The organism is Pseudarthrobacter sp. lyk4-40-TYG-27 (assembly GCF_030209295.1).
In the GTDB taxonomy this organism is placed as follows: Bacteria; Actinomycetota; Actinomycetes; order Actinomycetales; family Micrococcaceae; genus Arthrobacter.
In genome coordinates this window covers 160,995-187,562 of the sequence record NZ_JARVSH010000003.1, presented here as the reverse complement: position 1 = coordinate 187,562, position 26,568 = coordinate 160,995, and the positions used below count along the sequence as shown (strand labels likewise).

The 26,568-nt window shown below is 67.4% G+C and carries 25 protein-coding genes; 12 read left to right on the top strand and 13 right to left on the bottom strand.

Going from position 1 to position 26,568, the window contains the following annotated elements:
* Window positions 1-17: 17 nt before the first annotated feature.
* The 7 genes from QRM96_RS05340 (at window position 18) to QRM96_RS05310 (ending at window position 8,075) form a co-directional block, all read left to right on the top strand.
* Entirely contained in the window at window positions 18-2,510 is a 2,493-nt protein-coding gene (locus QRM96_RS05340) for an ATP-dependent Clp protease ATP-binding subunit (RefSeq protein WP_026264823.1), read from the top strand.
* Window positions 2,511-2,597: 87 nt separating this feature from the next.
* Window positions 2,598-4,724 (top strand): S9 family peptidase, encoded by a 2,127-nt coding sequence (locus tag QRM96_RS05335; protein ID WP_285318717.1) that lies wholly within the window; start codon window positions 2,598-2,600, stop codon window positions 4,722-4,724.
* 34 nt (window positions 4,725-4,758) lie between these two features.
* Window positions 4,759-5,268 (top strand): amino-acid N-acetyltransferase, encoded by a 510-nt coding sequence (locus QRM96_RS05330; protein ID WP_018763177.1) that lies wholly within the window; start codon window positions 4,759-4,761, stop codon window positions 5,266-5,268.
* A gap of 238 nt (window positions 5,269-5,506) precedes the next feature.
* Entirely contained in the window at window positions 5,507-6,508 is a 1,002-nt protein-coding gene (gene dhaK, locus QRM96_RS05325; RefSeq protein WP_109044050.1) for a dihydroxyacetone kinase subunit DhaK, read from the top strand.
* A 2-nt stretch (window positions 6,509-6,510) separates the two neighbouring features.
* Window positions 6,511-7,143, top strand: coding sequence for a dihydroxyacetone kinase subunit DhaL (gene dhaL / locus QRM96_RS05320; protein ID WP_109044049.1), 633 nt, complete (start codon window positions 6,511-6,513; stop codon window positions 7,141-7,143).
* Window positions 7,140-7,832 carry a dihydroxyacetone kinase phosphoryl donor subunit DhaM gene (gene dhaM, locus QRM96_RS05315; RefSeq protein WP_018763180.1) on the top strand — a complete coding sequence of 231 codons (693 nt, stop codon included), beginning with the start codon at window positions 7,140-7,142 and terminating at the stop codon, window positions 7,830-7,832. Before dhaL ends, dhaM begins: the two co-directional genes overlap by 4 nt.
* 69 nt (window positions 7,833-7,901) lie before the next feature.
* Window positions 7,902-8,075 (top strand): hypothetical protein, encoded by a 174-nt coding sequence (locus QRM96_RS05310; protein WP_018763181.1) that lies wholly within the window; start codon window positions 7,902-7,904, stop codon window positions 8,073-8,075.
* Window positions 8,076-8,082: 7 nt separating this feature from the next.
* Here QRM96_RS05310 and QRM96_RS05305 read toward each other — a convergent pair whose 3' ends face one another.
* The 3 genes from QRM96_RS05305 to QRM96_RS05295 form a co-directional block, all read right to left on the bottom strand.
* On the bottom strand, window positions 8,083-8,565 hold the full coding sequence (locus QRM96_RS05305) for a hypothetical protein (RefSeq protein WP_109044047.1): 483 nt from the start codon (window positions 8,563-8,565) through the stop codon (window positions 8,083-8,085).
* An 80-nt stretch (window positions 8,566-8,645) separates the two neighbouring features.
* Window positions 8,646-9,077 (bottom strand): DUF3592 domain-containing protein, encoded by a 432-nt coding sequence (locus QRM96_RS05300; RefSeq protein WP_285318715.1) that lies wholly within the window; start codon window positions 9,075-9,077, stop codon window positions 8,646-8,648.
* Between the two features lie 60 nt (window positions 9,078-9,137).
* Complete coding sequence (locus QRM96_RS05295) at window positions 9,138-10,082, bottom strand: iron-sulfur binding domain-containing protein (RefSeq protein WP_018763184.1); 945 nt, start codon at window positions 10,080-10,082, stop codon at window positions 9,138-9,140.
* Between the two features lie 148 nt (window positions 10,083-10,230).
* Between QRM96_RS05295 and QRM96_RS05290 the strand changes: the two genes are divergently transcribed.
* The gene (locus QRM96_RS05290) at window positions 10,231-10,914 is read left to right on the top strand and encodes a hypothetical protein (RefSeq protein WP_285318714.1); all 684 of its coding nucleotides are present in this window, start codon (window positions 10,231-10,233) and stop codon (window positions 10,912-10,914) included.
* 54 nt (window positions 10,915-10,968) lie between these two features.
* On the opposite strand, the gene disA is transcribed toward QRM96_RS05290, so the two are convergent.
* The 3 genes from disA to QRM96_RS05275 all read right to left on the bottom strand — a co-directional run bounded on the left by disA (window position 10,969) and on the right by QRM96_RS05275 (window position 13,076).
* On the bottom strand, window positions 10,969-12,045 hold the full coding sequence (disA, locus tag QRM96_RS05285) for a DNA integrity scanning diadenylate cyclase DisA (RefSeq protein ID WP_018763186.1): 1,077 nt from the start codon (window positions 12,043-12,045) through the stop codon (window positions 10,969-10,971).
* A 244-nt stretch (window positions 12,046-12,289) separates the two neighbouring features.
* Entirely contained in the window at window positions 12,290-12,793 is a 504-nt protein-coding gene (locus QRM96_RS05280) for a 2'-5' RNA ligase family protein (protein ID WP_285318713.1), read from the bottom strand.
* Window positions 12,794-12,833: 40 nt separating this feature from the next.
* Window positions 12,834-13,076 carry a hypothetical protein gene (locus QRM96_RS05275; RefSeq protein WP_109044044.1) on the bottom strand — a complete coding sequence of 81 codons (243 nt, stop codon included), beginning with the start codon at window positions 13,074-13,076 and terminating at the stop codon, window positions 12,834-12,836.
* 195 nt (window positions 13,077-13,271) lie between these two features.
* Here QRM96_RS05275 and QRM96_RS05270 point away from each other — a divergent pair, with 195 nt between their 5' ends.
* Entirely contained in the window at window positions 13,272-14,885 is a 1,614-nt protein-coding gene (locus QRM96_RS05270; RefSeq protein WP_018763189.1) for a peptide chain release factor 3, read from the top strand.
* A 10-nt stretch (window positions 14,886-14,895) separates the two neighbouring features.
* Complete coding sequence (locus QRM96_RS05265; RefSeq protein WP_285318712.1) at window positions 14,896-16,131, top strand: beta-ketoacyl-[acyl-carrier-protein] synthase family protein; 1,236 nt, start codon at window positions 14,896-14,898, stop codon at window positions 16,129-16,131.
* Window position 16,132: 1 nt separating this feature from the next.
* Here QRM96_RS05265 and QRM96_RS05260 read toward each other — a convergent pair whose 3' ends face one another.
* From QRM96_RS05260 to QRM96_RS05245, 4 genes are all read right to left on the bottom strand, one after another.
* On the bottom strand, window positions 16,133-17,746 hold the full coding sequence (locus QRM96_RS05260) for an aldehyde dehydrogenase (NADP(+)) (protein ID WP_285318710.1): 1,614 nt from the start codon (window positions 17,744-17,746) through the stop codon (window positions 16,133-16,135).
* A gap of 37 nt (window positions 17,747-17,783) precedes the next feature.
* Window positions 17,784-18,698: a 5-dehydro-4-deoxyglucarate dehydratase gene (gene kdgD, locus QRM96_RS05255; RefSeq protein WP_285318709.1), complete on the bottom strand. Its 915-nt coding sequence runs from the start codon at window positions 18,696-18,698 to the stop codon at window positions 17,784-17,786.
* Between the two features lie 161 nt (window positions 18,699-18,859).
* Window positions 18,860-19,744: a LysR family transcriptional regulator gene (locus QRM96_RS05250; RefSeq protein WP_285318707.1), complete on the bottom strand. Its 885-nt coding sequence runs from the start codon at window positions 19,742-19,744 to the stop codon at window positions 18,860-18,862.
* A 103-nt stretch (window positions 19,745-19,847) separates the two neighbouring features.
* Complete coding sequence (locus QRM96_RS05245; protein ID WP_285318705.1) at window positions 19,848-20,336, bottom strand: NUDIX hydrolase; 489 nt, start codon at window positions 20,334-20,336, stop codon at window positions 19,848-19,850.
* A 116-nt stretch (window positions 20,337-20,452) separates the two neighbouring features.
* Here QRM96_RS05245 and QRM96_RS05240 point away from each other — a divergent pair, with 116 nt between their 5' ends.
* The gene (locus QRM96_RS05240) at window positions 20,453-20,692 is read left to right on the top strand and encodes a hypothetical protein (protein ID WP_285318703.1); all 240 of its coding nucleotides are present in this window, start codon (window positions 20,453-20,455) and stop codon (window positions 20,690-20,692) included.
* Window positions 20,693-20,709: 17 nt separating this feature from the next.
* On the opposite strand, the gene QRM96_RS05235 is transcribed toward QRM96_RS05240, so the two are convergent.
* The 3 genes from QRM96_RS05235 to QRM96_RS05225 form a co-directional block, all read right to left on the bottom strand.
* Window positions 20,710-22,398: a sensor histidine kinase gene (locus QRM96_RS05235; RefSeq protein ID WP_285318701.1), complete on the bottom strand. Its 1,689-nt coding sequence runs from the start codon at window positions 22,396-22,398 to the stop codon at window positions 20,710-20,712.
* 111 nt (window positions 22,399-22,509) lie between these two features.
* Complete coding sequence (gene radA / locus QRM96_RS05230; protein WP_285318699.1) at window positions 22,510-23,883, bottom strand: DNA repair protein RadA; 1,374 nt, start codon at window positions 23,881-23,883, stop codon at window positions 22,510-22,512.
* 126 nt (window positions 23,884-24,009) lie between these two features.
* Entirely contained in the window at window positions 24,010-25,137 is a 1,128-nt protein-coding gene (locus tag QRM96_RS05225) for an FUSC family protein (protein ID WP_285318697.1), read from the bottom strand.
* Window positions 25,138-25,388: 251 nt separating this feature from the next.
* Here QRM96_RS05225 and pstS point away from each other — a divergent pair, with 251 nt between their 5' ends.
* A complete protein-coding gene (gene pstS / locus QRM96_RS05220; RefSeq protein ID WP_018763199.1) occupies window positions 25,389-26,510 on the top strand; it encodes a phosphate ABC transporter substrate-binding protein PstS in 1,122 nt (373 codons plus the stop codon).
* Window positions 26,511-26,568: the final 58 nt, after the last annotated feature.

The window sequence follows — 26,568 nt, the reverse complement described above, 5'->3', positions numbered from 1 at the left end:
GCTAGGAGTGTGGCGAAATGTTTGAGCGATTTACGGACCGTGCCCGTCGCGTAGTTGTGCTTGCCCAAGAAGAGGCACGCATGCTGAACCACAATTACATCGGTACCGAACACATCCTCTTGGGTCTGATCCATGAGGGTGAGGGTGTTGCCGCTAAAGCTCTTGAGTCCTTGAGCATTTCGCTCGACGGCGTTCGCGAGCAGGTGCAGGAGATCATCGGGCAGGGCCAGCAGGCTCCTTCCGGCCACATCCCCTTCACCCCCCGTGCCAAGAAGGTACTGGAGCTCTCGCTGCGCGAAGCCCTCCAGTTGGGCCACAACTACATCGGCACGGAGCACATCCTGCTCGGCCTCATCCGCGAGGGTGAGGGCGTCGCCGCCCAGGTGCTGGTCAAGCTCGGCGCAGACCTCAACCGGGTCCGCCAGCAGGTCATCCAGCTCCTCTCCGGCTACCAGGGCAAGGAAACCACCGGCGCAGGCGTCGGTGGCGGACAGCCCGAAGGCGCACCCGCCGGTTCCGTCGTCCTGGACCAGTTCGGCCGCAACCTGACCCAGGCTGCGCGCGAGAACAAGCTGGACCCCGTCATCGGCCGCGAGCAGGAAATGGAACGCGTCATGCAGGTCCTTTCCCGCCGCACCAAGAACAACCCTGTCCTCATTGGCGAGCCCGGCGTCGGCAAGACCGCCGTCGTCGAAGGCCTGGCCCAGGCGATCGTGCGCGGCGATGTTCCGGAGACCATCCGCGACAAGCAGCTTTACACGCTGGACCTCGGCTCCCTGGTGGCAGGTTCCCGCTACCGCGGCGACTTCGAAGAGCGGCTCAAGAAGGTCCTCAAGGAGATCCGCACCCGCGGCGACATCATCCTGTTCATCGACGAGATCCACACACTGGTGGGTGCCGGTGCCGCCGAAGGCGCCATCGATGCGGCCTCGATCCTGAAGCCCATGCTGGCCCGCGGCGAGCTGCAGACCATCGGTGCCACCACGCTGGACGAGTACCGCAAGCACATTGAGAAGGATGCCGCGCTGGAGCGCCGCTTCCAGCCGATCCAGGTCAAGGAACCCTCCGTGGCCCACGCCATCGAGATCCTCAAGGGCCTGCGCGACCGGTACGAGGCACACCACCGCGTCACCATCACCGACGGTGCCCTGGCCTCCGCCGCAAGCCTCGCCGAGCGCTACATCTCGGACCGCTTCCTGCCGGACAAGGCGATCGACCTGATCGACGAGGCCGGCGCCCGGTTGCGCATCCGCCGCATGACAGCTCCGCCGGAGCTCAAGGCCATGGACGAGCGCATCGCCAAGCTGAAGATGGAGAAGGAATCCGCCATCGACGCCCAGGACTTCGAAGGTGCAGCTTCGCTCCGTGACAAGGAGCAGAAGATGATCTCCGAGCGCGCGGAGAAGGAACGGCACTGGAAGTCCGGCGGCATGGACGACATCTCCGAGGTGGATGAGGACCTCATCGCCGAGGTGCTGGCCAACTCCACGGGCATTCCCGTCTTCAAGCTGACCGAGGAAGAGTCCTCGCGCCTGCTCAAGATGGAAGAGGAACTGCACAAGCGCGTCGTCGGCCAGGACGAGGCCATCAAGGCGCTCTCCCAGGCCATCCGCCGCACCCGTGCAGGGCTCAAGGACCCCAAGCGCCCCGGCGGCTCGTTCATCTTCGCCGGCCCCACCGGCGTCGGCAAGACCGAGCTCGCAAAGGCCCTCGCCGAGTTCCTGTTCGGTGAAGAGGACGCCCTCATCACCCTGGACATGTCCGAGTACTCAGAGAAGCACACCGTCTCGCGGCTCTTCGGTGCCCCTCCGGGCTACGTGGGCTACGAAGAGGGTGGCCAGCTGACCGAGAAGGTCCGCCGCCGTCCGTTCTCCGTGGTGCTGTTCGACGAAGTGGAAAAGGCCCACGCGGACCTCTTCAACTCGCTGCTGCAGATCCTGGAAGACGGCCGCCTGACCGACTCCCAGGGCCGCGTGGTGGACTTCAAGAACACCGTGATCATCATGACCACCAACCTGGGTACCCGGGACATCTCCAAGAGCGTCGCCACCGGCTTCCAGTCCGGCACCGACACGCAGACCGGCTACAACCGCATGCGTGCACGGGTCACGGAGGAACTCAAGCAGCACTTCCGCCCCGAGTTCCTGAACCGTGTTGACGACGTCGTGGTGTTCCCGCAGCTGACCCAGGACGAGATCATCGAGATCGTGGACCTGTTCGTCACCCGCCTTGAGAAGCGCCTCAAGGACAAGGACATGGGCATCGAGCTCACCAAGGCCGCCAAGGTGCTCCTGGCAACCCGCGGCTACGATCCCGCCATGGGTGCCCGGCCGCTGCGCCGCACCATCCAGCGCGAGATCGAGGACCAGCTCTCCGAGAAGATCCTCTTCGGCGAGATCCACCCCGGCGACATCGTCGTGGTGGATGTCGAGGGCGAAGGCGACGACGCGAAGTTCACCTTCGCCGGCAACGCCAAGCCGCGCATCCCGGAGATCGCCCCAAGCGTCTAGCCTCCACAGCCAAAGCCCCGCCGCTCCCCTCGGAGCGGCGGGGCTTTCGCATTGTGATCAGCGGCACAAACCGTGTTGAATCGGGGCATGGCTAACTTGGAACCGGTGATCCCGGATGAGCAACCACTGACCCCCTTCCACGACCTCGACCACTACCTCTCCATCCCACGGGTAAGCGGCCTTGCCCTGAGCCCCGACGGTTCGCGGCTTGTCACCACCGTCAGCACCCTGAACGGCAAGGGCACCGAATTCGCCACGGCGCTGTGGGAGCTGGACCCGGCAGGACAAAAACACGCCCGCCGCATCACCCGCAGCGCCAAGGGCGAAGCGGGTGCCGCCTTCGCGGCCAACGGTGACGTGTACTTCACATCCGCACGGCCGGACCCGGACAGCCCGGACGAGGAGCCGGTCAACGCGCTCTGGATGCTTCCCTCCGACGGCGGCGAAGCCCGGGTGGTCCTCAGCCGGCCCGGCGGCATCAGCCGCATCATGACGGCCAGGGACGCCGACGCGGCCTTTGTGACGGCAGAGGTCCTGGCCGGATCCGCCGACGAAGGAGACGACGCCGAGCGGCGCAAGTCCCGGAAGGACAAGAAGGTCTCGGCCATCCTGCACAGCGAATACCCGGTCCGCTACTGGGACGCGGACCTGGGGCCGGCCCAGCCGCGCATCTTTGCCGTCGAACCGGGGGAGGACACGGCTCCTGGCAAGCCCGCCACGGTTGACGCCACCGCACCCCTTGCCCTGCGCAACCTCACGCCCGACGCCGGGCCCCGGCTGCGCGAGGCGGAAACCGTGGTCAGCCCGGACGGGAAGACCATTTACAGCAGTTACGCCAAGCCCCTCGCCAAGGCTGACAGTCGATCCATCCTCGTGGCCGTGGATGTGGCCTCGGGCAGCCTCAAGGTCCTGCTGGACCACGAAGGCATGAGCTACTTTCCGGGGCCCGTCAGCCCTGACGGCAGGACGCTCGTGGTGGTCAGCGAGTCCGACTCCACCCCGCACAAGGCGCCGGAGATCAAGCTGCACCTGCTCGACGTGTCCGGTGACGCCGCCGTCGACGACGCTTCCGGCCTGCAGCCCCTCGCCCATGACTGGGACCGCTGGGCCAAGCCCGCAGCCTGGCTTCCGGACGGCTCCGCCATCCTCGTCACGGCGGACGACGACGGCGCGTCGCCGGTTTTTCGGGTCAGCGTTCCGTCCGCTGCCGCCGAGGTGGGCGTCACCCGGGTGACGCAGGACTCCGCGGCGTACACCGACGTCGCCATCTCTCCGGAGGGACGCCACGCGTACGCCCTCCGGAGTTCCTATGCGTTCCCACCCGAGGCCGTGCGCATCGACCTGGCCAGCGGCGAAACCACGCGCCTGCCCGCTCCGGCCGAACGCCCGGCTAGTCCCGGACGGCTGGAGCGCATCGCGGCCTCCGCTGCCGACGGTTCCCGCGTCCCCGCATACCTTGCGCTGCCGGAGGGTGCCTCTGCCGGGTCCCCGGCGCCGCTGCTGCTCTGGATCCACGGCGGTCCGCTGGGCTCCTGGAACGCCTGGACCTGGCGTTGGAACCCCTGGCTCCTGGCGGCCAAGGGCTACGCCGTCCTGCTCCCCGATCCGGCCTTGTCCACCGGATATGGGCAATCGCACATCCAGCGCGGCTGGGGTTCCTGGGGGAAAGCGCCGTTCACCGATCTCATGGCCGTCACGGACGCCGCCGTGGAGCGCCCGGATATTGACCCGGCGCGGACCGCCGCCATGGGAGGCTCCTTTGGTGGCTACATGGCCAACTGGGTTGCGGGCAAAACGGACCGGTTCAAGGCCGTGGTGACCCACGCCAGCCTGTGGGCCCTGGACCAATTCGGTCCCACCACGGATGCCTCGCAGTACTGGCTGAAGGAAATGACCGAGGAGATGGCACTGGAGAACTCCCCGCATCTCCACGCGGAAAACATCAGCACCCCCATGCTGGTGATCCATGGCGACAAGGACTACCGGGTGCCCATCGGCGAGGGCCTGCGCCTCTGGTATGAGCTGCTGTCCAAGTCCCGGCTGGCCGCGGACGACGACGGGCAGACGCCGCACCGGTTCCTCTACTTCCCGGACGAGAACCACTGGATCCTCAAGCCACAGCACGCCAAGGTCTGGTACCAGGTGGTGGAGTGGTTCCTGGCCAGGAACGTCCTGGGCCAGGAGACCGAGCTGCCGCCGGAACTCGGCCTCTAAATTCCCGGCCACCCCGACCTCGTAGGATGGCTTTGTGACTGACTCCTTCCACATCCGCCCTGCACGCACCAGCGACGTCCCGGCCATCAAGAAGCTCGTGGCGCCCCTGGCTGAGGAACGCATCCTGATGGCGAAGGAGACTGTGGCGTACTACGAGAGCCTGCAGGAGTTCAGGATCGCCGAGTCCAGTGACGGCGAAGTGATCGGCTGCGGGGCGTTGCACGTCATGTGGGAGGACCTTGCCGAAATCCGGACGCTCGCGGCCTCCGGGCAATGGCGGGGCAAGGGGGTGGGGCACGTCCTGGTGGAGAAGCTGTTGGAGGAAGCCCGGGCCCTTGGCGTGGCCCGGGTTTTCTGCCTGACATTCGAGGTGGACTTCTTCAAGCGCCACGGATTCGAAGTGATGGCCGACCAGTCCGCCGTGGACCCTGAGGTGTACTCGGAGCTCCTGCGCTCCCATGACGAAGGCGTGGCGGAATTCCTGGACCTGGCCCGCGTCAAGCCGAATACCCTGGGCAACACCCGGATGATCCGCATCCTCTGAACGCCGTCCCGGCAAGGAATCAATGACCCGTCCTTGCATTATTCGAATTGATGGATAAACTATCTGTGGCCGGGATATGGGGGGCCTCAGGAAAGGGACGGTCATTGGGGGCTGTCCCTTTGCTGCGTCCGGGGCAGGGGTGCGGGGAAAACCGGATCGAACGAACCTACCGCCACCGGCCACCCCGGTAGTAGGGTCAAAAAACACATCCTCCAGGAGCGCAGCCAGGAGCACCGCCATGAAGAAACTCATCAACGATCCCAAATCCGTCGTCGAGGAAGCCGTCCAGGGGTTTGGCCTGGCTTACGCCGACCTTGTCACGGTCAGCAACGACCCCATCTACATCACGCGCAAGGATGCGCCCGTGGCCGGCAAGGTGGGGCTGGTTTCCGGCGGAGGCAGCGGCCACGAGCCGCTGCACGCCGGCTATGTGGGCAAAGGAATGCTCGACGCCGCCGTGCCGGGGGCGGTGTTCACCTCACCGACGCCTGACCAGATCCTTCCGGCCACCCTGGCCGTCAATTCCGGCGCCGGGGTGGTGCATATCGTCAAGAACTACACCGGTGACGTCCTGAACTTCGAAACCGCCGCCGAGCTCGCCGAGGCCGAAGGCGTCACCGTCCGCACCGTCCTGGTCAACGACGACGTCGCAGTGGAGGACTCGCTCTACACGGCCGGCCGACGCGGAGTGGGAGGCACCGTCCTGGTGGAAAAGATCGCCGGGGCCGCGGCGGAACGCGGCGACGACCTCGACGCCGTGGCCGCCATTGGCGAGAGGGTCAATGCCAACGTCAGGACCATGGGCGTTGCGCTGTCTGCCTGCACCGTTCCCCACGCCGGCACCCCGAGCTTCGACCTTGCCGACGACGAGATCGAAATCGGCATCGGTATCCACGGCGAGCCAGGCCGGCACAAAATCCCGATGGAAAACGCAGACAGCATCACCAACCGCCTGCTGGAACCCGTCCTTGCCGACCTGCACGTCAGCGCAGGGGACAAGGTGCTGCTGTTCGTCAACGGCATGGGCGGCACCCCGCTGAGCGAGCTCTACATCGTGTACCGGCGGGCCGTGCAGGTGCTTGCCGACGCCGGGGCCACGGTGGAGCGCTCGCTGGTGGGCAACTACATCACCGCCCTGGAGATGCAGGGCTGCTCCATCTCGGTGCTCCGGCTCGATGACGAGCTTACGGAACTGTGGGACGCCCCCGTCCACACCGCTGCCCTGCGCTGGGGCGTCTAACCATGGGGCTGGACGCGAACTGGGCCGTGAAATGGCTGACCCTCTGCGCGCAGGCCATGGCCGAGCACCGGGTGGAACTGATCGAACTGGACCGGGCCATCGGGGACTCGGACCACGGCGAGAACATGGACCGCGGCTTCCAGGCGGTCCTGGCCAAGCTCGGCGAATCCATGCCGGAGACACCCGGCGCGGCCTTGAAGATGACGGCAATGACCCTGATGTCCAAGGTTGGCGGTGCTGCCGGCCCGCTCTACGGTACCGCTTTCCTGCGCGCCGCCACGGCGGTGGGCGATGCTGCCGAGATCGATCCCTCCGCCTGGGCCGATGCACTGGCAGCCGCCCGGGACGGGATCGTGGCGCGCGGAAAGGCGGAGCCAGGGGACAAGACGATGGTGGACGCGTGGACACCCGCGGTTGACGCTGCGCGGGCGGCTGCGGACGGCGGCAGCGCAGGCCTCCTTGGCGTCCTCGTGGCGGCAGCGGAAGCTGCCGAGGCCGGTGCCGTTGCCACGGATCCGCTCATTGCCCGCAAGGGCCGCGCCAGCTACCTCGGCGAACGCAGTGCCGGGCACCGGGATCCCGGCGCTGTTTCCAGCGCCTTGATCCTGCGCGCGGCAGTCGGGGCTGCCGCGTGACCGTAAGCATCGTGGTGGTGTCCCACAGCGCAAAGATTGCCGATGGCGCCACGGAACTTGCCGCCCAGATGGCACCTGGTGTGGTGCTCCTTGCCGCCGGAGGCACCGACGACGGCAGGATCGGCACCAGCCTGGAAAAGGTCCTCGCCGCCCTGGAGCAGGCCGGCGGGGACGGGACCGTGGTCCTCACGGACCTGGGGTCGGCCGTGATGACCGCCGAATCGGCACTCGAGTTCCTGGGAGATCCCGAAGGCGTCCTGCTCGCAGATGCGCCCCTGGTGGAGGGCCTGGTGGCCGCGGCGGTGGCCGCGCAGGGCGGGGCTGACGCGCAGGCAGTCAAGCGTGCTGCGGAGGCAGCGTTCGGCCCGGCCCGCCAGCCGGCGCCGGATTCCGGCCAGGCCGCCGATGAGGGCCCGGGCGCCGGCGCACCACCGGACTGCACCGGTGACTTCGAGCTGGTAAACCAGGCCGGCATGCACGCCCGGCCGGCGGCGAAAATGGCCGGCGGCCTGTCCTCCCTCGACGCGGAAGTGACCATCAACGGGGTGGACGGCGCCTCCATGACGGGCCTGATGACCCTGGGCGCAGGCAAGGGTTCGGTCCTGCATGTGGAGGCCTGGGGCGCGGATGCCGAACGGGCCGTGAGCTACGTGGGCGCCTTGGTGCAGTCCGGCTTCGGTGAACCGTGACGTTCCAATCCGTGGCTTCGCGGTGTGTTCCGGAGGCCTGCGCGCTTTCCTGGGAATAAGCTCGATGCCATGGAACGGCCGCCTGCAGAGAACCCACCGGATATTGAAGTGCTGGACGGCCAGATATCCGTGGAGGAGCTGCTCGCGGAACTCGGGTTCGAATGGACCGCTGAGCCGGTGGACGGCGGTGTGGTGCCCGGAACGTCGGGAGGCGAACCTTTCAGCCAGCCGGCTCTCTTCTAGCCCCGGCTCAGGTCCGCGGGTGCAGCCCCGAGCTGTCCAGCGTGACGGATGCTGACACGACCTTGCCGCATTCCTTACCGAAGGGATACGCCGCCTGCGGGTGGAATTCCAGGGTCCGCACGGGCAGGGCGGAGCCGTCTGTGGCGGCGCCGGAGGCCGTGATGGCCATGGGTGATTCGGTCAGGGTTTCCAGCATGAGCATCCCCACTGCGGTTCCGTCGGGCGAGGCCGTGGCGGAACAGATCCCACCAGCGCAGCCTTGGTCAACGGATGCGCTGCCGGGGCGCAGTTCAAGGTCCCCTTCCTTGCACGTACCGTCCTGGCAGGCGCGAAGATGCAGCTTGCCGACCCGCGGAGCGTAGTCGGCGCTGACTGTGACGGAGACGGCGGTGGCCTGCGCGATGGCGGGGCACGCGCTGGGGGTGGATCCGCACGCCGGCAGGGACACCGCGGCGGTGATCAAAACCAACAGGAGTCCGGGCCTGCCCATACTTTCAGGCTACGTCCCGGGGCGGGACTACAGGGCGGTTCGTCCCGGATTAGCGGCAACATCGTTACCCGCCCCCGCGGTCACCCGAACGGGAAGATTCCGATGAACCAGAACAGGGCGATGGCGAAGACCGCGAAGAACGGGATCAGGCAGCCGAGGGCGGCACGTGACGATGAGGAAACCTGGAACGACTCGTTGGGATTCGCCGGGTTGTACGCCACCTCCACGAGGGATCCCGGGACGGGCTGCTCGGCAAGGGAGACCTCGGACTTGCCCATGAAGCGGGTGCCCTGCGGATCCGTGAACTGGTAGGTGGGGTAGTGGCGGAGGTTCCGGTTGGAGCCGCCCACGCCGCTGGTCCAGCCGGTGGTGCTGCCGGTTACTGTGGCCTGCGTCTTGGGCCAGGCCGCCGTCCGTTGGTCCTGCTGCCTGGTTTTGCGCACGGAGCGCACCAGCGCGACGATGGCGGCGGCGACGAACAGTGCCCACACGATGTACAGAATGATCTTCATGGCTTCCCCCGGTTCCGGTCACCAAGAAGTATGCCATCCCCGTCCCGCACTTCGGGCGGCTCAGGCCGGGAGCCGGTAGCCGCCGTCGTGCATTTCTGCCAGGCCGTCCGCGAGCAGCCCGGCAAGCGCCCGTTCCAGCTGTTCGGGCGCGGAGTTGAGCCGGTGCAGGGCGGCCAGCGGCACGCCGACGCCTTCCGGGGCGAAGCCGAGGTCGGCGGGTTCGCGTTGGAACATCTCCGGCGGCACGGGCGCATCGGCCAGCCGCAGGACGGCCAGGACGGCGCCGCGGACCTGCCGGTCGGTGCCGTGCCAGGCCTGGCCTTTGGGCACGTACGACGGCGGCGGCTCACCCGCCGCGAGCCAGGCACAGGAGTCCTTCACCGGGCACGCGGCACACTTGGGTGCCCGGGCCGTGCACACCAGCGCTCCCAGCTCCATGACCGCAGCGTTCCAGCGCACGGAGGTGTCGTCGTCGTCCGGCAGCAGTGCCGCGGCCAGGCGCATCTCCGCCGCGGTCAGCGCGGGGGCGGGAAGGGCGACGCCGGAGATCAGCCGGGCGTGCACCCGGCGGATGTTGGTATCCACCACCGTTTCCCGGCGGCCGTAGGCGAAGGCGGCCACCGCCGCAGCCGTATAGCTGCCCACCCCGGGAAGTGCCAACAGGGCCGCGTACGTGTCCGGGACCTTGCCGCCATGGTCCTGCACAATGGCCGTGGCCGCGGCGTGCAGCCGGAGTGCCCGCCTGGGGTAGCCCAGCCGGCCCCAGGACCGCACGGCTTCGCCCGCGGGTTCGCCGGCCAGGCCGGCCGGGGTGGGCCAGCGCTTGAGCCATTCGTGCCAGACGGGAAGCACCCGCACCACGGGGGTCTGCTGCAGCATGATCTCGCTGACCAGTACGCCCCAGGGGGAGCAGTCAGGCTCCCGCCAGGGGAGGTCGCGGGCGATGCCGGCGAACCAGCCGTTGATCCGGTGATGGAGCCGCTGCAGGCGGTCCGGGCCGGGCACGGCCGGGGTGGTGGCGATGGTTTGAGTGTCGATTCCAACACTGTAGTTGATCGTTTCCGGCCCGCTGAAAACCGGTTGTGACCAGAGCGATGGCGGCCCGGCGGCGTGGTGGCCGTGCAGAACCAGAGGCGTTCCATAGCCTAGGAGGATGGGCAGGCAAGGCAATTCATCAGCACGCGGCACGGCATCCGGTTCCAGCAGCGTCCGGAAGCCGAGCCCGGCCGTGTACCGTCGCCGCCGGCTGGCAGCCGGCGGTGCCCTGCTCCTGGTGATTGCCCTGGTGCTGGGCGGCCTCGCCCTGGCGGGGGCCTTCAAGGGCGGCTCGCAGCAGGCCTCCTCGACCCAACCTTCCACCGCTGATCCGGCGGCTTCCCCGGCGCCGCCCGCCACGCCGTCCGCGACGCCCTCCGCAACGCCGTCGCCTACTGCCGCAGCCACACCCACGTGCAACCAGAACCTGGTGACCGTGACGGCGTCCACGGACAAGGCCGCCTATGGTCCCGGCGAAAACCCGATGCTCACGCTGAAGGTCACCAACGGCGGAACCGTGCCCTGCGAGGTCAATATCGGAACCTCGCAAATGGAGTTCCTGGTCACCAGCGGCTCGGACCGGATCTTCTCCTCCAAGGACTGCCAGGCGTCAAGCGAGGACCTGGAGAAGGTCATTGCCCCCGGCGCCAGCGAAACCGCCAACTTCCCTTGGGGCCGGAACCGCAGCGCCGATGGCTGCAAGCCCGTCTCGGCAGCACCCGGCGGTGGCGGGGCGTACTACATCTTCACCGCGAAACTGGGCTCGCGGGCCAGCCCGAAGGCCGTGTTCCAGCTGAACTGAGCCCACCGGGAAACCTCCGGGAGGTTTCCCGGTGCGCGGGAGCTCGATTCGTGCTTAGAGGAAGCGGTCCAGGAGGCTTGCTTCGGCCATCCGGCTCAGTCCTTCGCGGACCGTGCGGGCGCGCTGGTCGCCGATGCCGTCCACGGTCATCAGGTCATCGATGGTGGCGGCCATCAGGAACTGCAGGCCACCGAAATGGTCCACCAGGCGGTCCGCCACGGCTTTGGGAACTGCCTTCAGGCCGGACAGCAGCCGGTAGCCGCGCGGCTGCACGACGGCATCGAGATTGGCCTCGCCGCCGGCGAATCCCACGATCGCCGAAATCTTGCCCAAGTCGATCAATTCCGTTGGCCCCAGGTTCACCAGTTCACTGACGGCCTTCTCGATGTCCTCCGCGGAGGCGTTGGGGCTGGCGTAGTCGCGGATGATCACGTCGCTGCCGGGGCCCCGGCCCACCGTGAGCTCGTCGAGCTGGAGGGACAGAAGCCGGCCGTCCTCGCCGAGTTCCAGGACATACTGGGAGATTTCCTCGGAGATGCGGCGGACCATTTCCTGCCGCTGCAAGGTCACGGCCACGTCCCGCACCGTCACCATCGCCTCGATTTCCAGGGCCGAAAGGGAGCTGGTGACTTGGTCCAGCCGGGCTCGGTAGCGCTCAAGGGTGGCAAGGGCCTGGTTGGCGCGGGCCAGGACGTTTTCGGAGCCTTCCAGGACGTGCCGGAGGCCATTGACGTAGAGGGCGATGATCTGCATGGACTGGCTCACGGAGATTACCGGGACGCCGGTCTGTTTGGCCACCCGCTCGGCCGTGCGGTGGCGGGTTCCGGATTCCTGCGTCTCGATGCTTGAGTCCGGGACCAGCTGGACGGCGGCCCGCAGGATGTTGCCGGCGTCCTTGTCGCAGATGATGGCACCGTCCATCTTGGCCAGCTCCCGCAGCCGGGTGGGCGAGAACTCGATCCCGATATCGAAACCGCCGGAGCAGATGGAGTCGATGGTCCGGTCGGAGCCCAGGACGATCAGCGCACCGGTACGCCCGCGGAGGATGCGTTCCAGGCCGTCGCGGAGGGGCGTTCCGGGGGCTACCCTGCCCAGAGTGGCCCGCAGCGATTCTTCGGGGCTCCGCGCCATGGTGTTTCCCTTCAAAGGTGCGGACCGCCGGCCGCGGGAATGCCGGCATCCGCAGTTGGCCGGCAGGATCAAAAAGTGCGCTGATTCCCGCAAGCTCAATGATAGGGGTAAGAAACGCCACTTCCGCACGGGCAAGCCCCAAAGTGCCTCATTAGGGGGTGCTTGGAACAGGAGGGAAAGTGGGCGCTGCGGCCGGTCCCGGGAGGGCACTTTGCCCGTCGTTGGCCCGGACTCCGGGCCCGGGTCAGGAGGACCCGGCGGCCAGGGGCGTCACGGTCCTGGTGCTCCCGTCCCAAAGCCTGGCGCCGGTGCACCGGCCCTCGATGCGCAGGTCCAGCAGGTCCATCGCTGTTCCGAGTTGGGGCCCGGCGATGCGCCGGGCAATGGTGACGTGCGGCGTCCAGGCTCCCGGACACGTCAGTGGAAGCGCCCCGGACACGTTCCGGTGCAGCGCGCGGTGCAGGTCCAAGAGGGCGGGATCCAGCAGGACCGAGCGGGCCAGGACGTACTTCCCCGTACCCGCAGGGAAAATGATTGCCCCGGAGAACGTCACGTCCAGGGGCAGCTGGTCCCAGGGTCCATCCGGACCGGCCTCCAGCTCTGCGCCTGCAGCCAGCGTGATGTGCGGGCTGTTGCTGGGGGAGGTGTGCGCCGCCAGGCTGGGGAGGCCGGCAGCCGCAAGCCGTGCCCAGTCGGCCCTGACCAGGGAATCGGTGGGGTCATCGAAGACCAGCTCGATGCTGCGCATGAACACATCATGCCGTTCCCGCGGCACGATGGTGGGAACGTCAGCGTTTACGTTCCCTGAGCATCCGCTCCAGGTCGCGGCTGACTTTGGAGAGGGAGGCTGCCCGGAGCGCCTTGTGTTCGGCGGCCGACTGGACACCGCGCTTCCGCGCCGCCCCGGGGTGCCTGGCGGGAGCCGGGTCGGCAGTTCCGGCGGTGGCCAGGCCTGCCGCGAGGTTGTTGCCGAGGTTTGTTGCCAGCGGATCGAAGAAAAGGTTGCCGGAGAAGGTGGGACCGTGCATCATCCGCCCAAGCTAGCCGGTACGCATTTCGTGGCCTTGAACGTCCGGTTTCGCACTCGTTAAGCGGAACGGCTCCCGTTTGCGGCCCTGCGATAAACTTGTACTTTGGCCGCTTGCCAATGACATTCCCCGCCCTTGAGTCGCAGCGCACTACCCGACAGGCCCCTGGGCAGCCACAACCGCAGCGAAAGTAGCACCGTGTCCCAAGATGTCCTGACCCCCGCCCGGATCTCCGAGATTCACAAGGAAGCGGGCCGCCGCAGGACCTTTGCCGTCATTTCCCACCCGGACGCCGGTAAGTCCACGCTCACTGAAGCGCTGGCCCTGCACGCAAAGGTGATCGGCACGGCCGGCGCCTCAAGCGGCAAGGCCAACCGCCGGGAAACGGTCTCGGACTGGATGCAGATGGAAAAGGACCGCGGTATCTCCATCAGCTCTGCGGCGCTGCAGTTCTCCTACCGGGACACCGTCATCAACCTGCTGGACACCCCCGGCCACGCCGACTTCTCCGAGGACACCTACCGGGTGCTCGCCGCCGTCGACTGTGCAGTGATGCTGGTGGACGCCGCCAAGGGCCTGGAAACCCAGACCATGAAGCTCTTCGAGGTCTGCAAGCAGCGCAACCTGCCCATCATCACCGTCATCAACAAGTGGGACCGCCCGGGCCTGGACGCCCTGGCCCTGATGGATGAAATCACCGAACGCACCGGCCTGCAGCCCATGCCGCTGACCTGGGCCGTGGGCATCTCGGGCGATTTCCGCGGCGTCTGGGACCTCCGCAACGACCGCTTTGCCCGGTTCCAGCGGAACAATGCCGGCGCCCAGATCGCCATCACGGAATACTTCACCCCGGAGGAAGCCGCCGAAAACCAGGGCAGCAACTGGTCCGACGCCGTGGATGAGGCCGGACTGGTCATCGAGTCCAACCTTGAGTTCGACGTCGATGCCTTCCACGCCGGCAAGGCCACCCCCATCCTGTTCAGTTCGGCCGCACTCAACTTCGGTGTCAAGGAACTGCTGGACGCCCTGGTGGATTTCGCTCCGCCCGCAGCTCCCCGGCCGGACATCGACGGCAACCCCCGAGCGGTGGAAGCGCCGTTCTCCGGCTTCGTGTTCAAGGTCCAGGCCGGCATGAACAAGGCGCACCGGGACCACGTGGCCTTTATCCGCGTCTGCTCCGGCGTCTTTGAGCGCGGGATGGTGGTCACCCAGACCCGCACCGGAAAATCATTCGCCACCAAGTACGCACAGCAGGTTTTCGGCCGCGAACGCGAGGTCATCGACGAGGCCTACCCCGGCGATGTGGTTGGCTTGGTCAACGCTTCCTCGCTGCGGGTGGGAGACAGCCTGTTCCTTGACGAAGCAGTGGAATACCCGGCCATCCCGCTGTTCGCCCCGGAACACTTCCAGGTGGCACGGTCCAAGGACCCCAGCAAGTTCAAGCAGTTCCGCCGCGGCATCGAACAACTCGAGCACGAGGGCGTCATCCAGCTCCTCCGCTCCGACCTCCGCGGCGACCAGGCGCCGGTGCTCGCCGCCGTCGGACCGATGCAGTTCGAGGTGGTGGAGGACCGCATGGCGCACGACTTCAGCGCTCCCATGCGCCTGGAGCGCCTGCCGTACTCCCTGGCCCGGATTTCGACGGCGGACGCTATGCCTGCCCTGGCCAACGTTCCGGGCGCGGAGGTGCTCCTGCGGTCCGACGGCGAATACCTCGCATTGTTCAATGACGTTTGGGCGCTGCGGCGGATCGAGAAGAACCATCCGGACCTGACGCTGCTGCCCATCGGCACGCACAACCCGGCGAAGTAAGGCGGCTCCGATGCCTGACATGCCTGTCCAACCACGCGTCCTGGTCACCGGCGCCGGAACCATCAACCCGCTCGGTTCCACCGTGAAGGAAACCTGGGAGGCGCTTCTGGACGGGCGCTCAGGGATTGCGGAGCTGACCCAGGACTGGGCGGAGCAGTTGCCGGTCAAGATCGCCGGGCAGGTCACGGCGGACATTTCGGAGCACCTGGGCACCCGTGAAATGAAACGGATGGACCGCTGCGGCCAGCTGGCCCTGGTCGCGGCGCGGGAAGCCTGGACCCAAGCGGGCACCCCGGACGTGGACCCGGAGCGGTTCGCCGTGGTGATCGGTTCCGCCTACGGCGGCCTTGGCTCCACCCTGGAGCAGGACCGCGCGCTGGGACGCTCCGGCCCGCGCAAGGTGTCCCCGCACACCCTCACCCGCCTCATGGTCAACGGCCCCGCCGCGTGGGTGTCCATCGACCTTGGTGCCCGTGGCGGCGCCCGGACGCCCGTGAGCGCCTGCGCGTCGGGGGCTGAGGCGATTGTGCAGGCCGCCGAAATGATCCGCTCGGGTGCCGCCGACGTCGTGATTGCCGGCGGGGTGGACGCCTCGGTGAACGATTTGGTGATCAGCGGCTTTTCGCAGATCCGTGCCCTGTCCACGCGCACCGGCGATCCGCAGCGCGCCTCCCGCCCGTTCGACGGCGGCAGGGACGGCTTTGTGCTGGCAGAAGGCGCCGCAGTGGTGGTGCTGGAAAGTGAGGCACACGCACGTGCGCGCGGTGCCGCCGTGCTGGGTGCCGTGGCCGGCGGGGCCGTGACCTCCGACGCCAACGACATCGTGGCCGCGGACCCCGCCATGCAGCGCCGGGTCATGCAGAAGGCGCTTGACTCGGCCGGGATGCAGCCGGCGGACATCGGGTTCATCCATGCGCATGCCACCTCCACTCCCGTTGGTGACCGGCTGGAAGGCCAGGCCATCAACGCCGTCTTCGGCGCCGACGTGCCGGTCACCTCCACCAAGGGGCACACCGGCCACCTGCTGGGCGGTGCCGGGTCCCTGGCCGCCGTCGTGGTCCTCGAAGCCCTGCGGACCGGCCAGGTGCCGGGAACGCTTAACGTGGAGGAGCAGGACCCCGACGTGGACCTCAACGTCATCACCGAAGGCACCCACCGCCTTCCGCCGGGATTTGCCCCGGCAGGGCTGGTGAATGCCTTCGGTTTTGGCGGCCACAGCGTGGCCTTGGTGATAACGGGCGCGTAAGTTACGCGCCCAGCGCGGCTTCCGCTTCGGCGGGGGCGACCTCGCCGTCGATCCGCCGGTTCAGGTGCCAGGGGTTGGCGTCCTGCAACGCTTCGGGGAGCAGTTCCTGGGGCAGGTCCTGGTAGGCCACCGGGCGCAGGAAGCGGTTGATGGCCAGCGTTCCCACCGACGTGGTGCGGGTGTCCGACGTGGCGGGGAAGGGGCCGCCGTGGACCATGGCGTGGCCTACTTCCACCCCGGTGGGCCAGCCGTTGACGATGATGCGTCCCACTTTTTGTTCGAGGACGGGGATCAGCCGTGCCGCCGTCGGGTAGTCCGGTTCGGTGAGCTGCAGGGATGCGGTGAGCTGGCCCTCTATCCGGGAGGCAGCCTGCAGCAGGTCTTCGATGCTCTTGTAGCGGATCACCAGGGACGCCGCACCGAAGATTTCCTGGTGCAGGATGGGGTTGCCGGTGAACTGGTCCACGCCGGTGCCGTAGATGGCCGGTGCCGGGGCGTTTTCGGTGGGGCCGGGAGAGCCCTGGCCGATGAGTTCGACGCCGGCGGCCGAGCTGAGCGCTTCGGTTCCGGTGTTCCAGGACGCGGCGATGCCTTCGGTGAGCATGGTTTGGCCGGTGCTGGCGGCGATGGCGCGTCCGACGGCGGCGGCGAGTTTGTCTCCCGGCTCGCCTGCGGGGGCGAACAGCAGGCCGGGGGAGGTGCACAGCTGGCCTGAGCTGCCCGTGACGGAGGCGACGTATTGCCGGGCCAGGGCGTCGATGCTTTCGGGGCTGCCGGCGAGGGCGCCCTCGAAAACGAAGACCGGGTTCAGGGAGGACATTTCCGCGTAGACCGGGATGGGTTCCGGGCGCGCGCCGGCGGTGCGCATCAGGGCGATGCCGGCGGTCTGGGACCCGGTGAAGCCGACAGCCTTGATGGCGGGGTCGGCGACCAGTGCCTGGCCGATGCTGGAGCCGGGACCGTAGATCAGGGAGAACACGCCGGGGTGCAGGCCGTGGTCCTTGACGGCTTTGGTGACGGCGTGGCCGACGAGTTCGCTGGTGCCGGGGTGGGCGTTGTGGGCCTTGAAGACGACCGGGCAGCCTGCGGCGAGGGCCGAGGCAGTGTCTCCGCCCGCCGTCGAGAAGGCGAGCGGGAAGTTGCTGGCGCCGAACACGGCCACCGGGCCGAGCGGTATCTGGCGCTGGCGGATGTCTGCGCGGGGGAGCGGTGTGCGGTCGGGGAGGGCGGGGTCGATCCGGACGCCGCGGAAGTCGCCCTGGCGGACCACGCCGGCGAACAGGCGCAGCTGGCCGGTGGTGCGGGCACGCTCACCGGTGAGCCGGGCTGCGGGCAGGCCGGTTTCCTGCCCGGCGCGGGTGATGAGTTCATCCCCGATGGCGTCGATGTTGTCCGCGATGGCTTCCAGGAACGCGGCGTGGGTTTCCGGGTCCAGGGCCCGAAAGGACGGGAACGCTTCGGCGGCTGCGGCCGTTGCGGCCTTGAGCTGTTCCGCGGTGAGCAGGGAATAGGCCGGTTCCAGGGCCTTATTGGTGGCCGGATCGAAGCCGTTGGTGGTCTTGCCGTCGCCGGCAACCGTCCGGCCGGCGATGAGTGAATGTCCGGTGAGGTTCATGGGTTCCTCCTGTGGTGGGAGTGGTGCTGTTTGTCTCTCAGGAAACGGTGGCGATCAGGGCTTTGAGGTCCGCGAGGTCCTGCGGAGCCAGGTTCTGCAGCGGCGTGCGCACCGGCCCTGCCGACCGGCCGATGGCGTCCAGGCCGCCCTTCACGATGGACACCGAGTAGCCTTTCACGCGGTCGCGGATGTCCAGGTAGGGGACCACGAACTCGTTGAGCTTCTTGTTGACGGCGGCGCGGTCGTTGTTGCGGACGTCCTGGTAGAAATCCAGCGCGAACTGCGGGACGAAGTTGTACATGGCGCTCGAGTAGGTGCTCATCCCCAGCTGCAGCAGGGGCAGGGCGAACGTTTCCGCGGTGGGCAGGCCGCCCAGGTAGAAGAGCCGGTCACCGAGCTTGGCGTAGACGCGGGCGTCATGTTCCAGGTCTCCGACGCCGTCCTTGAACCCGATCAGGTTCTGGTGCCGTTCGGCCAGGGTCGCCACGGTGGTGTCCTTGTAGATGGCGTTGGCGCGGTTGTAGATGATGACGCCGAGCGAGGTTGCGCGGCAGACGGCACTGACGTGTCCGGCCAGCCCTTCCTGGTCTGCTTCGGTCAGGTAGGGCGGCAGCAGCAGGATGCCTTCTGCGCCGGCGGCTTCTGCCGCCTTGGCGTTTTCGATGGCTTGGGCGGTGGACCCGCCGGCCGATGCCAGCACGGGGACCCGGGCTCCCACTTCGTCGACGGCGGTGCGCACCACACGTTCCGATTCGGCCGGGGTGAGGGAGAAGCCTTCGCCGGTGCCGCCCGCAGCGAACAGGCCGGCTACCGGGAAGCTTGCCTGACACGCCAGGTGCTTGCGGTAGTTCTCCTCGTCGAACGCCAAGTTTGCATCGAACGAGGTGACGGGAAAGGACAGCAGTCCTTCCTTGAGGGTGTCCGCCAGTTCCTGGGGTGTGTACCTTGCCATGGGGTCCTCCGGTGTGTTGCCGCGGGCGGCGGGTCTGGGTGGTTTTCTCCAGCCTAGGGACCGTCATTGATGCCTGTCCAAGTGCTTTTTTGGATGCTTTGATACCTTTGAGGCATAGATGAATGAATCCGCGTGCCTTGTGCCGGACCCGGGAAGCGCAGTTATTCCGTGGCGAATTCCAGGTCCCGGAGCAGGCGGGAGAGCGCGGGGTTGGTGATCCGCCGGTTCCACAGGGCGTGCAGTTCCACTGGCTCGCGGCTCCCGCCCGCCAGTGGCAGGAAGCCGACGCCGACTATGCCCAGCGTGGTGGCCGAGTGGGGAACGAAGGCCAGACCCCGCTTTGCGGCCACCAGCGAAACCATGGTGAGGATCTGGCTGACCGTATGCACCACGTTGGCGTGCCGGACGGGGAACATGCGGACGACGAGGTCGTAGAAATATCGGGCCTGGGTGGGGGAGTACATGATCAGTGGCTCGTCGTTGAGGTCGTCCGCGGTGACCGGCCGGTCCAGGAGTGCGAGCCGGTGACCTTCCGGTACGGCAAGCACCATGGATTCCCGGTAAAGCAGGCGCGAGTCAAAGGTGGCACGGTCGAAGGGTGGGCGGGCGAGGCCCAGGTCCAGTTCGCCGGTCAGCAGCCCCGCAAGTTGCTCGCCGGTGACCAGTTCCTGCAGCTCGATATCGACGTCGGGGATGATGCGTGACAGCTCGTCCAGCACGGGGCCAAGAATGCTGAAGCCGCTGGCTGCCGTGAAACCGATCCGCAGCACGCCCGAGCGTCCGGACGCGATCCGGCGGGCCGTTGCAGGTGCGCGTTCGGCCAGCGCCATGAGCCGTCGGGCCTCGTCCAGGAACGTCCGGCCGGCGGAGGTGAGCTCCACCTTGCGGTTGTCCCGCTCCAGCAGCTCGGCCCCGACGATCTTCTCCAGCTTTTGGATCTGCCGGCTCAGGGGAGGCTGCGTCATGTTCAGCCGCTCGGCAGCCCTGCCGAAGTGCAGCTCCTCCGCTACGGCGATGAAGCCGGCCAGTTGGTCGAACGTGAACATGATGCCCTCCGGGTATCAAAAGGTAACGACTTAGCTTAGCCGGGCATCGTAATGTCAGTGGCCGCCGTCAGGGCCGGGCCAAGGAACAGCTGCAAGCTCCTGCCTAAGCCGGTGAAAGGTCCTGGAGCAGCGCGTCCAGGGCGGGCAGCTGGCCCTTCACGAGTTTGAGCCGGGCCTCTTGCTCCGGGAACCACCGGGCGTCGTCGATCTCGGGGTAGTGCTGGATCTTTCCCGATCCCTTGGGCCATTCAAGGGGGAAGGTGTTGCTGCGGATGGCTTCCGGTGAAAACCCGGCCTCGGCTGCGAAGACGGTAATGATTTTTCCCGACGACTGCCGGAATTCACCCAACAGGCGGTATTCGGCGTCAGGGGCGGGGACGCCCATTTCCTCGGCGAATTCGCGCTGCGCCGCGGCCAGTGCATCCTCGCCGTCGGAGTACTCCCCTTTGGGGATGGACCAGGCATGGGCGTCCTTACTGCTCCAGAACGGGCCGCCCATGTGGGCGATCCACACCTGCAGCCCATCGCCGGGGCCGACCGCGTGGCCCTGAGGCCGCTGGTACAGCAGGATGCCTGCACTTCGAACCGGCATTTGGGTTCCTTCCCGGCTGTTGTTGACGACGCTCAATCGCCGTCCGATGTTAACGTGGTATTCACGGCCCTGCTTTAGGTTATTCCTTCAGGCACTCTGCTCGAAGGGACCCGGTCATGGCCAATATTGCTGAGGTTTTGGGACGGCTTACGCCGGAGGAAGTTGCTGAACTCCGCAGCCTGGGTCCGCAGGGCCACCTGCCGCGGCACCTGGTGGAAGCGCTGGACCGTGCCGCCGGGGGAACGGGATCCGGCCGCGGCTACTACGTGGCAAACGGCAACGTCAGCTCAACCGGCGGGCCCCTTTTGGTGCTGCGCAGTGACGTCTCGAACTGGTTGACCGGCTCCGGTTCCTGATCGCCGCCCCGGGCGGCTCATGATTCCGGCAGGATGAAAGTGGCGCTGGTGCCCGCACCGGGTTCGCTGGCCAGGCTGATCGATCCGCCGTGGCCTTCCACGATGGTCTTGCTGACCGGCAATCCCAACCCTGCCCCCGGTATGGCGGTGGACCGCGAGCGCGCGGAGCGGAAGAACTTGGTAAATGCCTGCTCCTGCTCTTCTTCGCTCATGCCCACGCCGGTGTCCGTGATGGAACAAACCAGCCCGGCCTCGGTCCTGGCAGCGGTGGCGGTGATGAGCCCACCGTCCGGGGAGTATTTGACGGCGTTGGACAGCAGGTTGTGCAGGACCTGGCTGATCCTGGCCGGGTCTGCGCGCACGGGGAGCGGCTGTTCCACCTCGAGCTTCACCTGCAGGCCGTTCCCGGCCGCGCGGGGCAGTGCGGCGTCAACCGCGCGGCTCACCAGCTGGGCAAGGTCCGTCTCCTCCAGGGACAGCTCCACGCGTTCGGAGGCCACGGCAATGAGGTCGTTGACCAGGCCCATCAGGTGGTCAGCGTTGCGCCGGACCACCAGCAGTTCTGCCCGGATGTCGTCGTGGCCAGGCTCGTCGAGGACCAGTTCGAGGTAGCCGAGGATTGAGGTCAGGGGAGTCCGCAGCTCGTGCGAAACGGTGGCCACGAAGTCGTCCTTGGCAGCCAGGGCGCTGATCAGCTCGGTCACGTCCGCGAAGGTGATGACCCCACCGGCTTCCTGGCCGCCGGCAGCAGGAAAGCCATGTGAGCTCACTGAATAGGCGCGCTGGCCGTCCGCCGGTCCGGCCCAGTAGAGCTCGTCCATGAACACTTCCCCGACGGCGGCGCGCTCAGCAGGACGTGAACCGGCCGGAACAGGGGTGGTGCGGTCTGCCGCCAGCAACTGGGTATGTCCGCCGCCCACTGCAACAAGGCCGGCCAGCGCGGGATCGGACTGCAGGGTCTTGTTCGTCAGCACCGTGTTGCCGTTGCGGTCCACCACCCACACGCCTACGCCCACGGCGCCGAGCACTGCATCAAGCAGGTTCTGGCGCCGGACGCTTTCGTCCAGCGTCCGGCCAAGGTGATACTCGCTGTCCATCAGCTTGGTCCGGTGCCGGCGGATGGTGGTGGCCACCACGTGCGCGGTTACGGCCATAACGGACATGACCAGGGGCAGGATGAGGACACGGATCATCGAGCCGGCCACAGGCGGCGACCCCAGTGCTGCTGCCGGGACCACGGTGCTGAGGACGGTCCCGCCAATGGCGAGGGCGGGCATGTACGGCCGGACCTGGGCCGAGAGCCAAATGACGGGGAATACCAGCATCAGGCTCAGGACACTGAACGGCGGCCCGCCGGCCTCGCGGGTAAAGCCGATGGCGAGGCAGTCAAGAAGCGGGATGGCGGCGAATGCTCCGGACGGGAGCCGTCCCCACGGGACGGCGACGCACGCTGCGGCGATCGCCAGGTGGAACAGCAAAGCGTTCAGGAACCTGCTGTCCGTGAGGGTCCACGGGCTGAACACGGCGGCCGCCACCACCACCAGTGCCACGGTCAGGCTGACGGGCAGTTGGCTGGCCATCACCCGTTGCCGGGCGCTCAGCCCACCGAAGAGCCCGTCAAGCCGGTCCGACACCACTGGTTCGGGCAGCGCAATGCGCGCCAGGCCGGGCACATCGGTGGTGCCCTGCGGTTCCCGGATTACCACGCTGCCCCCAGCACAGAAATGTCATGCCTCCGTTTGCAAGAAGGTCCTGCAGCCACAGTACCCGGGTGAATGCAGGTTCTCACGGTGGGCGGCGGGTTTATTGGCATGCGGTCACCCGATCAAAAGGCTCAGCGCCTCCGTCAGGTGTTCCACTTCCCGCACTGAGAAACCGGCGGGCACGGGACCGGGCCCCGTGTGGCTGGCGGGGACCACAGCGTGCGTGAATCCCAACCGGTGGGCCTCCTGGATGCGCTGGTTGATCCCCGGTACCGGACGGACTTCGCCGGCCAGCCCCACCTCGCCAAAAGCAATCAGCCGGATGGGCAGCGGTTTGCGGGCCTTCGCCGATGCTACTGCGAGGGCCACGGCGAGGTCCGTGGCCGGTTCGCTGAGCTTGACGCCGCCAACGGTGGCGACGTAGGAATCGTCCTTGTGCAGCATGGTTCCCGCTCGCTGCTGCAGTACCGCCAGCAGCATTGACACCCGTGAACTGTCCAGGCCGCTGGTGGCCCGGCGCGGCTGCGCGTTGGGACTTTCGGCCAGGAGTGATTGAACCTCGGCGAGCAGGGGACGGCGCCCCTCCATGGTGACCGTGATGCAAGTGCCCGAAACAGGGTCCTTGGTGCGGCTGACGAACAGCCCGCTGGGATCGGCGAGGCCCTCGATTCCGTTTTCGTTGAGGTCGAAGCAGCCCACGTCATCGGTGGGTCCGTAGCGGTTCTTCACGGCGCGCAGCATCCGCAGCCGGGAGTGCCGCTCGCCCTCGAACTGGCACACTACATCCACCAGGTGTTCCAGGAGCCGCGGCCCGGCGATCGAACCGTCTTTGGTGACATGCCCCACCAGCAAAGTGGTCATGTTCCGCCGCTTGGCCGCGGCAATGATCGATGCCGCCACCTCGCGCACCTGGGAAACGCCGCCGGCACTGCCATCAACGTCCGCACTGCTGAGGGTCTGCACGGAGTCCACGATCAGCAGCCGCGGTTCAATTTGTTCCACCTGGCCCAGTGCCTGGCCCAAGTCTGTCTCCGCGGACAAGTAGAGGGACTCCGCGACGGCGTCGATCCGCTCCGCGCGCAGCTTCACCTGGGCTGCCGACTCCTCCCCGGTGACGTAGAGGACGTCCTGGGCTGTCCGGGCGAACTTGGCCGCCACGTCCAGGAGCAGCGTCGACTTGCCCACGCCGGGTTCACCCGCCAGCAGGATCACCGCGCCGGGAACCAGCCCGCCGCCCAGGACGCGGTCCAGCTCGTCCACGCCGGTGGGCAGGAACGCCGCCGTAGTGGCGTCAACATCCGCGATACGATGCGCCGGTTCCAGCACCGTTGTGGCGGCCGTGGTCCGGGCCACCGCGGTGCCCGTTTCCTCGACGGTGCCCCACGCCTGGCACTCGCCGCAGCGGCCCACCCATTTGGCGGTGGTCCAGCCGCATTCGGCGCATTTATAGGCGGGCGCCTTTGATGCCCGGGAAGTCTTTGTTGCCATGGGTTCAACCCTAGCGGCGGCCACTGACATCAGCGTCGACGCGGCCTTCGTCCCCACGCGCTCCCGGACCTCGCAAGCCCGGCCGGGGAACCCTGCGGCCATGGGCCCAGGCTTAGCCGCCGGTTCTTACAGCGCGGGCAGGATGTCCCGTGCCTCGGCCGCGTCCATGCCTGTTGCTTCAAGCAGGTCCACCATGAGGGGGCGGAACAGCATGACCACCGTTTCGCCCTCCAGCCGCTGGACCTCCAACAGCTTCGGGTGCAGCCGCAGCGCTATCTCACTGAGGTCGCGCCGGGCCGTGCGCAGGTGGGCGCGCCGGACGCCGTCGTGCGTTTCCGCCAGGCCCAGCGAGAGCTCATCAATGGCGGCAGCCGTCTCCTGGAGCACCCCGGCAATGCTGTCTGTTGCCTCGTCCGAGAGGGCGGTGTGGTTGATGGCGCTGGTCAGCCGCCGCGCGAAGACGCGGCTGTTCCGCAGCGCCAGGTCGATGAAGTCCAGCGACTGCTTCAGCCGTTCCAGCTCGTCGCGGTGCCGCCGGTAGGCCGGCGCCAGCGTGGCCACTTCCCCTGACGCCCGAAGGGACTGCCGCATGGCATCCACCAGGGGCTGGCAGTTCCTGCCGCGGATCAGCGCGTGCCACGCCTGCGTGGAATCGCTGTTCGCCAGCGCACCTGCGCATTCACGCAGGACCTCGGCCAGTTCATGCAGCAGTTTCTGGACGTCGCGGCGTGGCTCACGGCGGGGGTCCTTGGGCACCAGGATGGTTACCAGCAGCGCGCACAGGCCGCCCACCACGGCGTCGATACTCCGGGTGAACGGGCCCCCGGACGGTGCCGGCAGCAGCACCACCAGCAGCGACTGGAGTGCCAACTGGGTGGTGAAGATGTTTCCGCTGTCCAGGAACCGGGCCAGCAGGATGGAGAAGAGAAGCACGACGGCGGCCACCCAGATTTCGCCGCCCAGCCAGTGCAGGAGCAGGTCGCCCACGGCGATGCCGATGGTGCAGCCCAGGCCCACCTCCATCACCCTGCGCAGCCGCGGCTCCCGGGAAAACCCGAGCGCGATCAGCGAGGACGTGGCGGCGAACAGGGGCCCGGAATGGCCCAGGACGTACTCCGCGAAAGCGTAGGCGCCGACGGCGCAGATGGTCATCTGGATGGCTGGGACGAAGGAGTTGCGGCTGCGGATCAGCCCGGTCCGGATGCGGGTGCGCAGGAACCGCCGGCCTGCTGAGAGTCCTGCTGGGATGGCCATGCGGTCAAGTCTATTCAGTGCCCGTCCACTGCCGGGCACGGCTCCACTACGGCTGCGGATGTGATCTGCGCAATGGTGACCCGGCATTTGTCAGCCAATATCCCGCCGTCGTTAATCATCCGTTCACTTTGGACAGCCCATCCCGTTACCTGCGGCCCATAACTTTCTTGAAGGTACACAACGTACGCATCGCGCAGCAGGGTTCTCCGTCCCTGTCCCGCACCTGAATAACCCTGGAAGGGGTACATCTAGTGAAGGCACTTCGCTTCGGCCGCCACGCGGCTATCGCTGTTATCGCTGCGGGCGCACTCGCGCTGTCCGCCTGCGGTTCAGACAACGCCACGGGCACCGCGCCTGCAGGCAACCAGGCTTCGTCCGGCACCAAGGTCACCGGCACGCTGACCGGCATCGGTTCCTCTGCGCAGGGTGCGGCCATGGACGCATGGAAGACGAACTTCGCCTCCGCCAACTCCGGCGCGAGCGTGCAGTACTCCCCGGACGGTTCCGGTGCCGGCCGCAAGGCAATCCTCGACGGCTCGGCCCAGTTCGCCGGTTCGGATGCCTACCTGAAGGATGACGAATACGCCTCCTCCAAGTCCGTGTGCGGCCCCGACGGCGCCATCAACGTCCCCGTCTACATCTCCCCGATCGCCGTGGCCTTCAACGTTCCCGGTGTCACCGACCTGAAGCTGGACGCCACCACCGTCGCCAAGATCTTCCGCGGCCAGATCGCCAAGTGGAACGACCCCGCGATCGCTGCCCTCAACGCGGGCGTCTCGCTGCCCGACCTCAAGGTCACCCCGGTGAACCGCTCGGACGACTCCGGCACCACCCAGAACTTCACGGACTACCTGTCCGCCGCAGCCTCCGACGTCTGGACGGACAAGGCCGCCGGTGTCTGGCCCGCCAGCCTCCAGGGCGAGAACGCCAAGGGCACCTCCGGCGTGGTCAAGACCGTGACGGACACCCCCGGCGCCGTGACCTACGCCGACGACTCCGCCGTGAGCGGCAAGCTGGGCGTTGCACAGATCAAGGTGGGCGATTCCTTCACCAAGATCTCCGCCGATGCCGCCGCCAAGGCAGTGGACGCCGGCAAGCCCGTTGACGGCCGCGCCGCCAACGACCTCTCCATCAAGCTGGACCGCAAGACCACCATCGCCGGCGCCTACCCGATCGTCCTGGTGTCCTTCCACGTCCTGTGCACCACGTACGACAAGCAGGAGACCGTTGACCTGGTCAAGGCTTTCGAGCACTACGTAGTTTCCGCTGAGGGCCAGAAGGCCGCCGCGGACTCGGCCAAGTCCGCTCCGCTGTCCTCCGACCTCGCAGCCAAGGCCGCCAAGGCCATCGACTCGATCAAGGTCAAGTCCTAACCATCGCCGCAAAACCGGGTTCCCCGCCTGCCGGAAGGCAGTGCGGGGAACTTGGCTT

Coding starts and splice junctions, on each gene's coding strand:
- QRM96_RS05225 (WP_285318697.1), bottom strand. CDS start 25,137: ATGGCCATCCCAGCAGGACTCTCAGCAGGCCGGCGGTTCCTGCGCACC.
- QRM96_RS05260 (WP_285318710.1), bottom strand. CDS start 17,746: ATGAACCTCACCGGACATTCACTCATCGCCGGCCGGACGGTTGCCGGC.
- QRM96_RS05240 (WP_285318703.1), top strand. CDS start 20,453: ATGGCCAATATTGCTGAGGTTTTGGGACGGCTTACGCCGGAGGAAGTT.
- QRM96_RS05265 (WP_285318712.1), top strand. CDS start 14,896: ATGCCTGACATGCCTGTCCAACCACGCGTCCTGGTCACCGGCGCCGGA.
- QRM96_RS05335 (WP_285318717.1), top strand. CDS start 2,598: ATGGCTAACTTGGAACCGGTGATCCCGGATGAGCAACCACTGACCCCC.
- disA (WP_018763186.1), bottom strand. CDS start 12,045: ATGGCGCGGAGCCCCGAAGAATCGCTGCGGGCCACTCTGGGCAGGGTA.
- QRM96_RS05340 (WP_026264823.1), top strand. CDS start 18: ATGTTTGAGCGATTTACGGACCGTGCCCGTCGCGTAGTTGTGCTTGCC.
- kdgD (WP_285318709.1), bottom strand. CDS start 18,698: ATGGCAAGGTACACACCCCAGGAACTGGCGGACACCCTCAAGGAAGGA.
- QRM96_RS05300 (WP_285318715.1), bottom strand. CDS start 9,077: ATGAAGATCATTCTGTACATCGTGTGGGCACTGTTCGTCGCCGCCGCC.
- dhaL (WP_109044049.1), top strand. CDS start 6,511: ATGGGGCTGGACGCGAACTGGGCCGTGAAATGGCTGACCCTCTGCGCG.
- radA (WP_285318699.1), bottom strand. CDS start 23,883: ATGGCAACAAAGACTTCCCGGGCATCAAAGGCGCCCGCCTATAAATGC.
- QRM96_RS05275 (WP_109044044.1), bottom strand. CDS start 13,076: ATGATGCACGGTCCCACCTTCTCCGGCAACCTTTTCTTCGATCCGCTG.
- dhaK (WP_109044050.1), top strand. CDS start 5,507: ATGAAGAAACTCATCAACGATCCCAAATCCGTCGTCGAGGAAGCCGTC.
- QRM96_RS05305 (WP_109044047.1), bottom strand. CDS start 8,565: ATGGGCAGGCCCGGACTCCTGTTGGTTTTGATCACCGCCGCGGTGTCC.
- QRM96_RS05250 (WP_285318707.1), bottom strand. CDS start 19,744: ATGTTCACGTTCGACCAACTGGCCGGCTTCATCGCCGTAGCGGAGGAG.
- QRM96_RS05280 (WP_285318713.1), bottom strand. CDS start 12,793: ATGCGCAGCATCGAGCTGGTCTTCGATGACCCCACCGATTCCCTGGTC.
- QRM96_RS05290 (WP_285318714.1), top strand. CDS start 10,231: ATGGGCAGGCAAGGCAATTCATCAGCACGCGGCACGGCATCCGGTTCC.
- QRM96_RS05310 (WP_018763181.1), top strand. CDS start 7,902: ATGGAACGGCCGCCTGCAGAGAACCCACCGGATATTGAAGTGCTGGAC.
- QRM96_RS05245 (WP_285318705.1), bottom strand. CDS start 20,336: ATGCCGGTTCGAAGTGCAGGCATCCTGCTGTACCAGCGGCCTCAGGGC.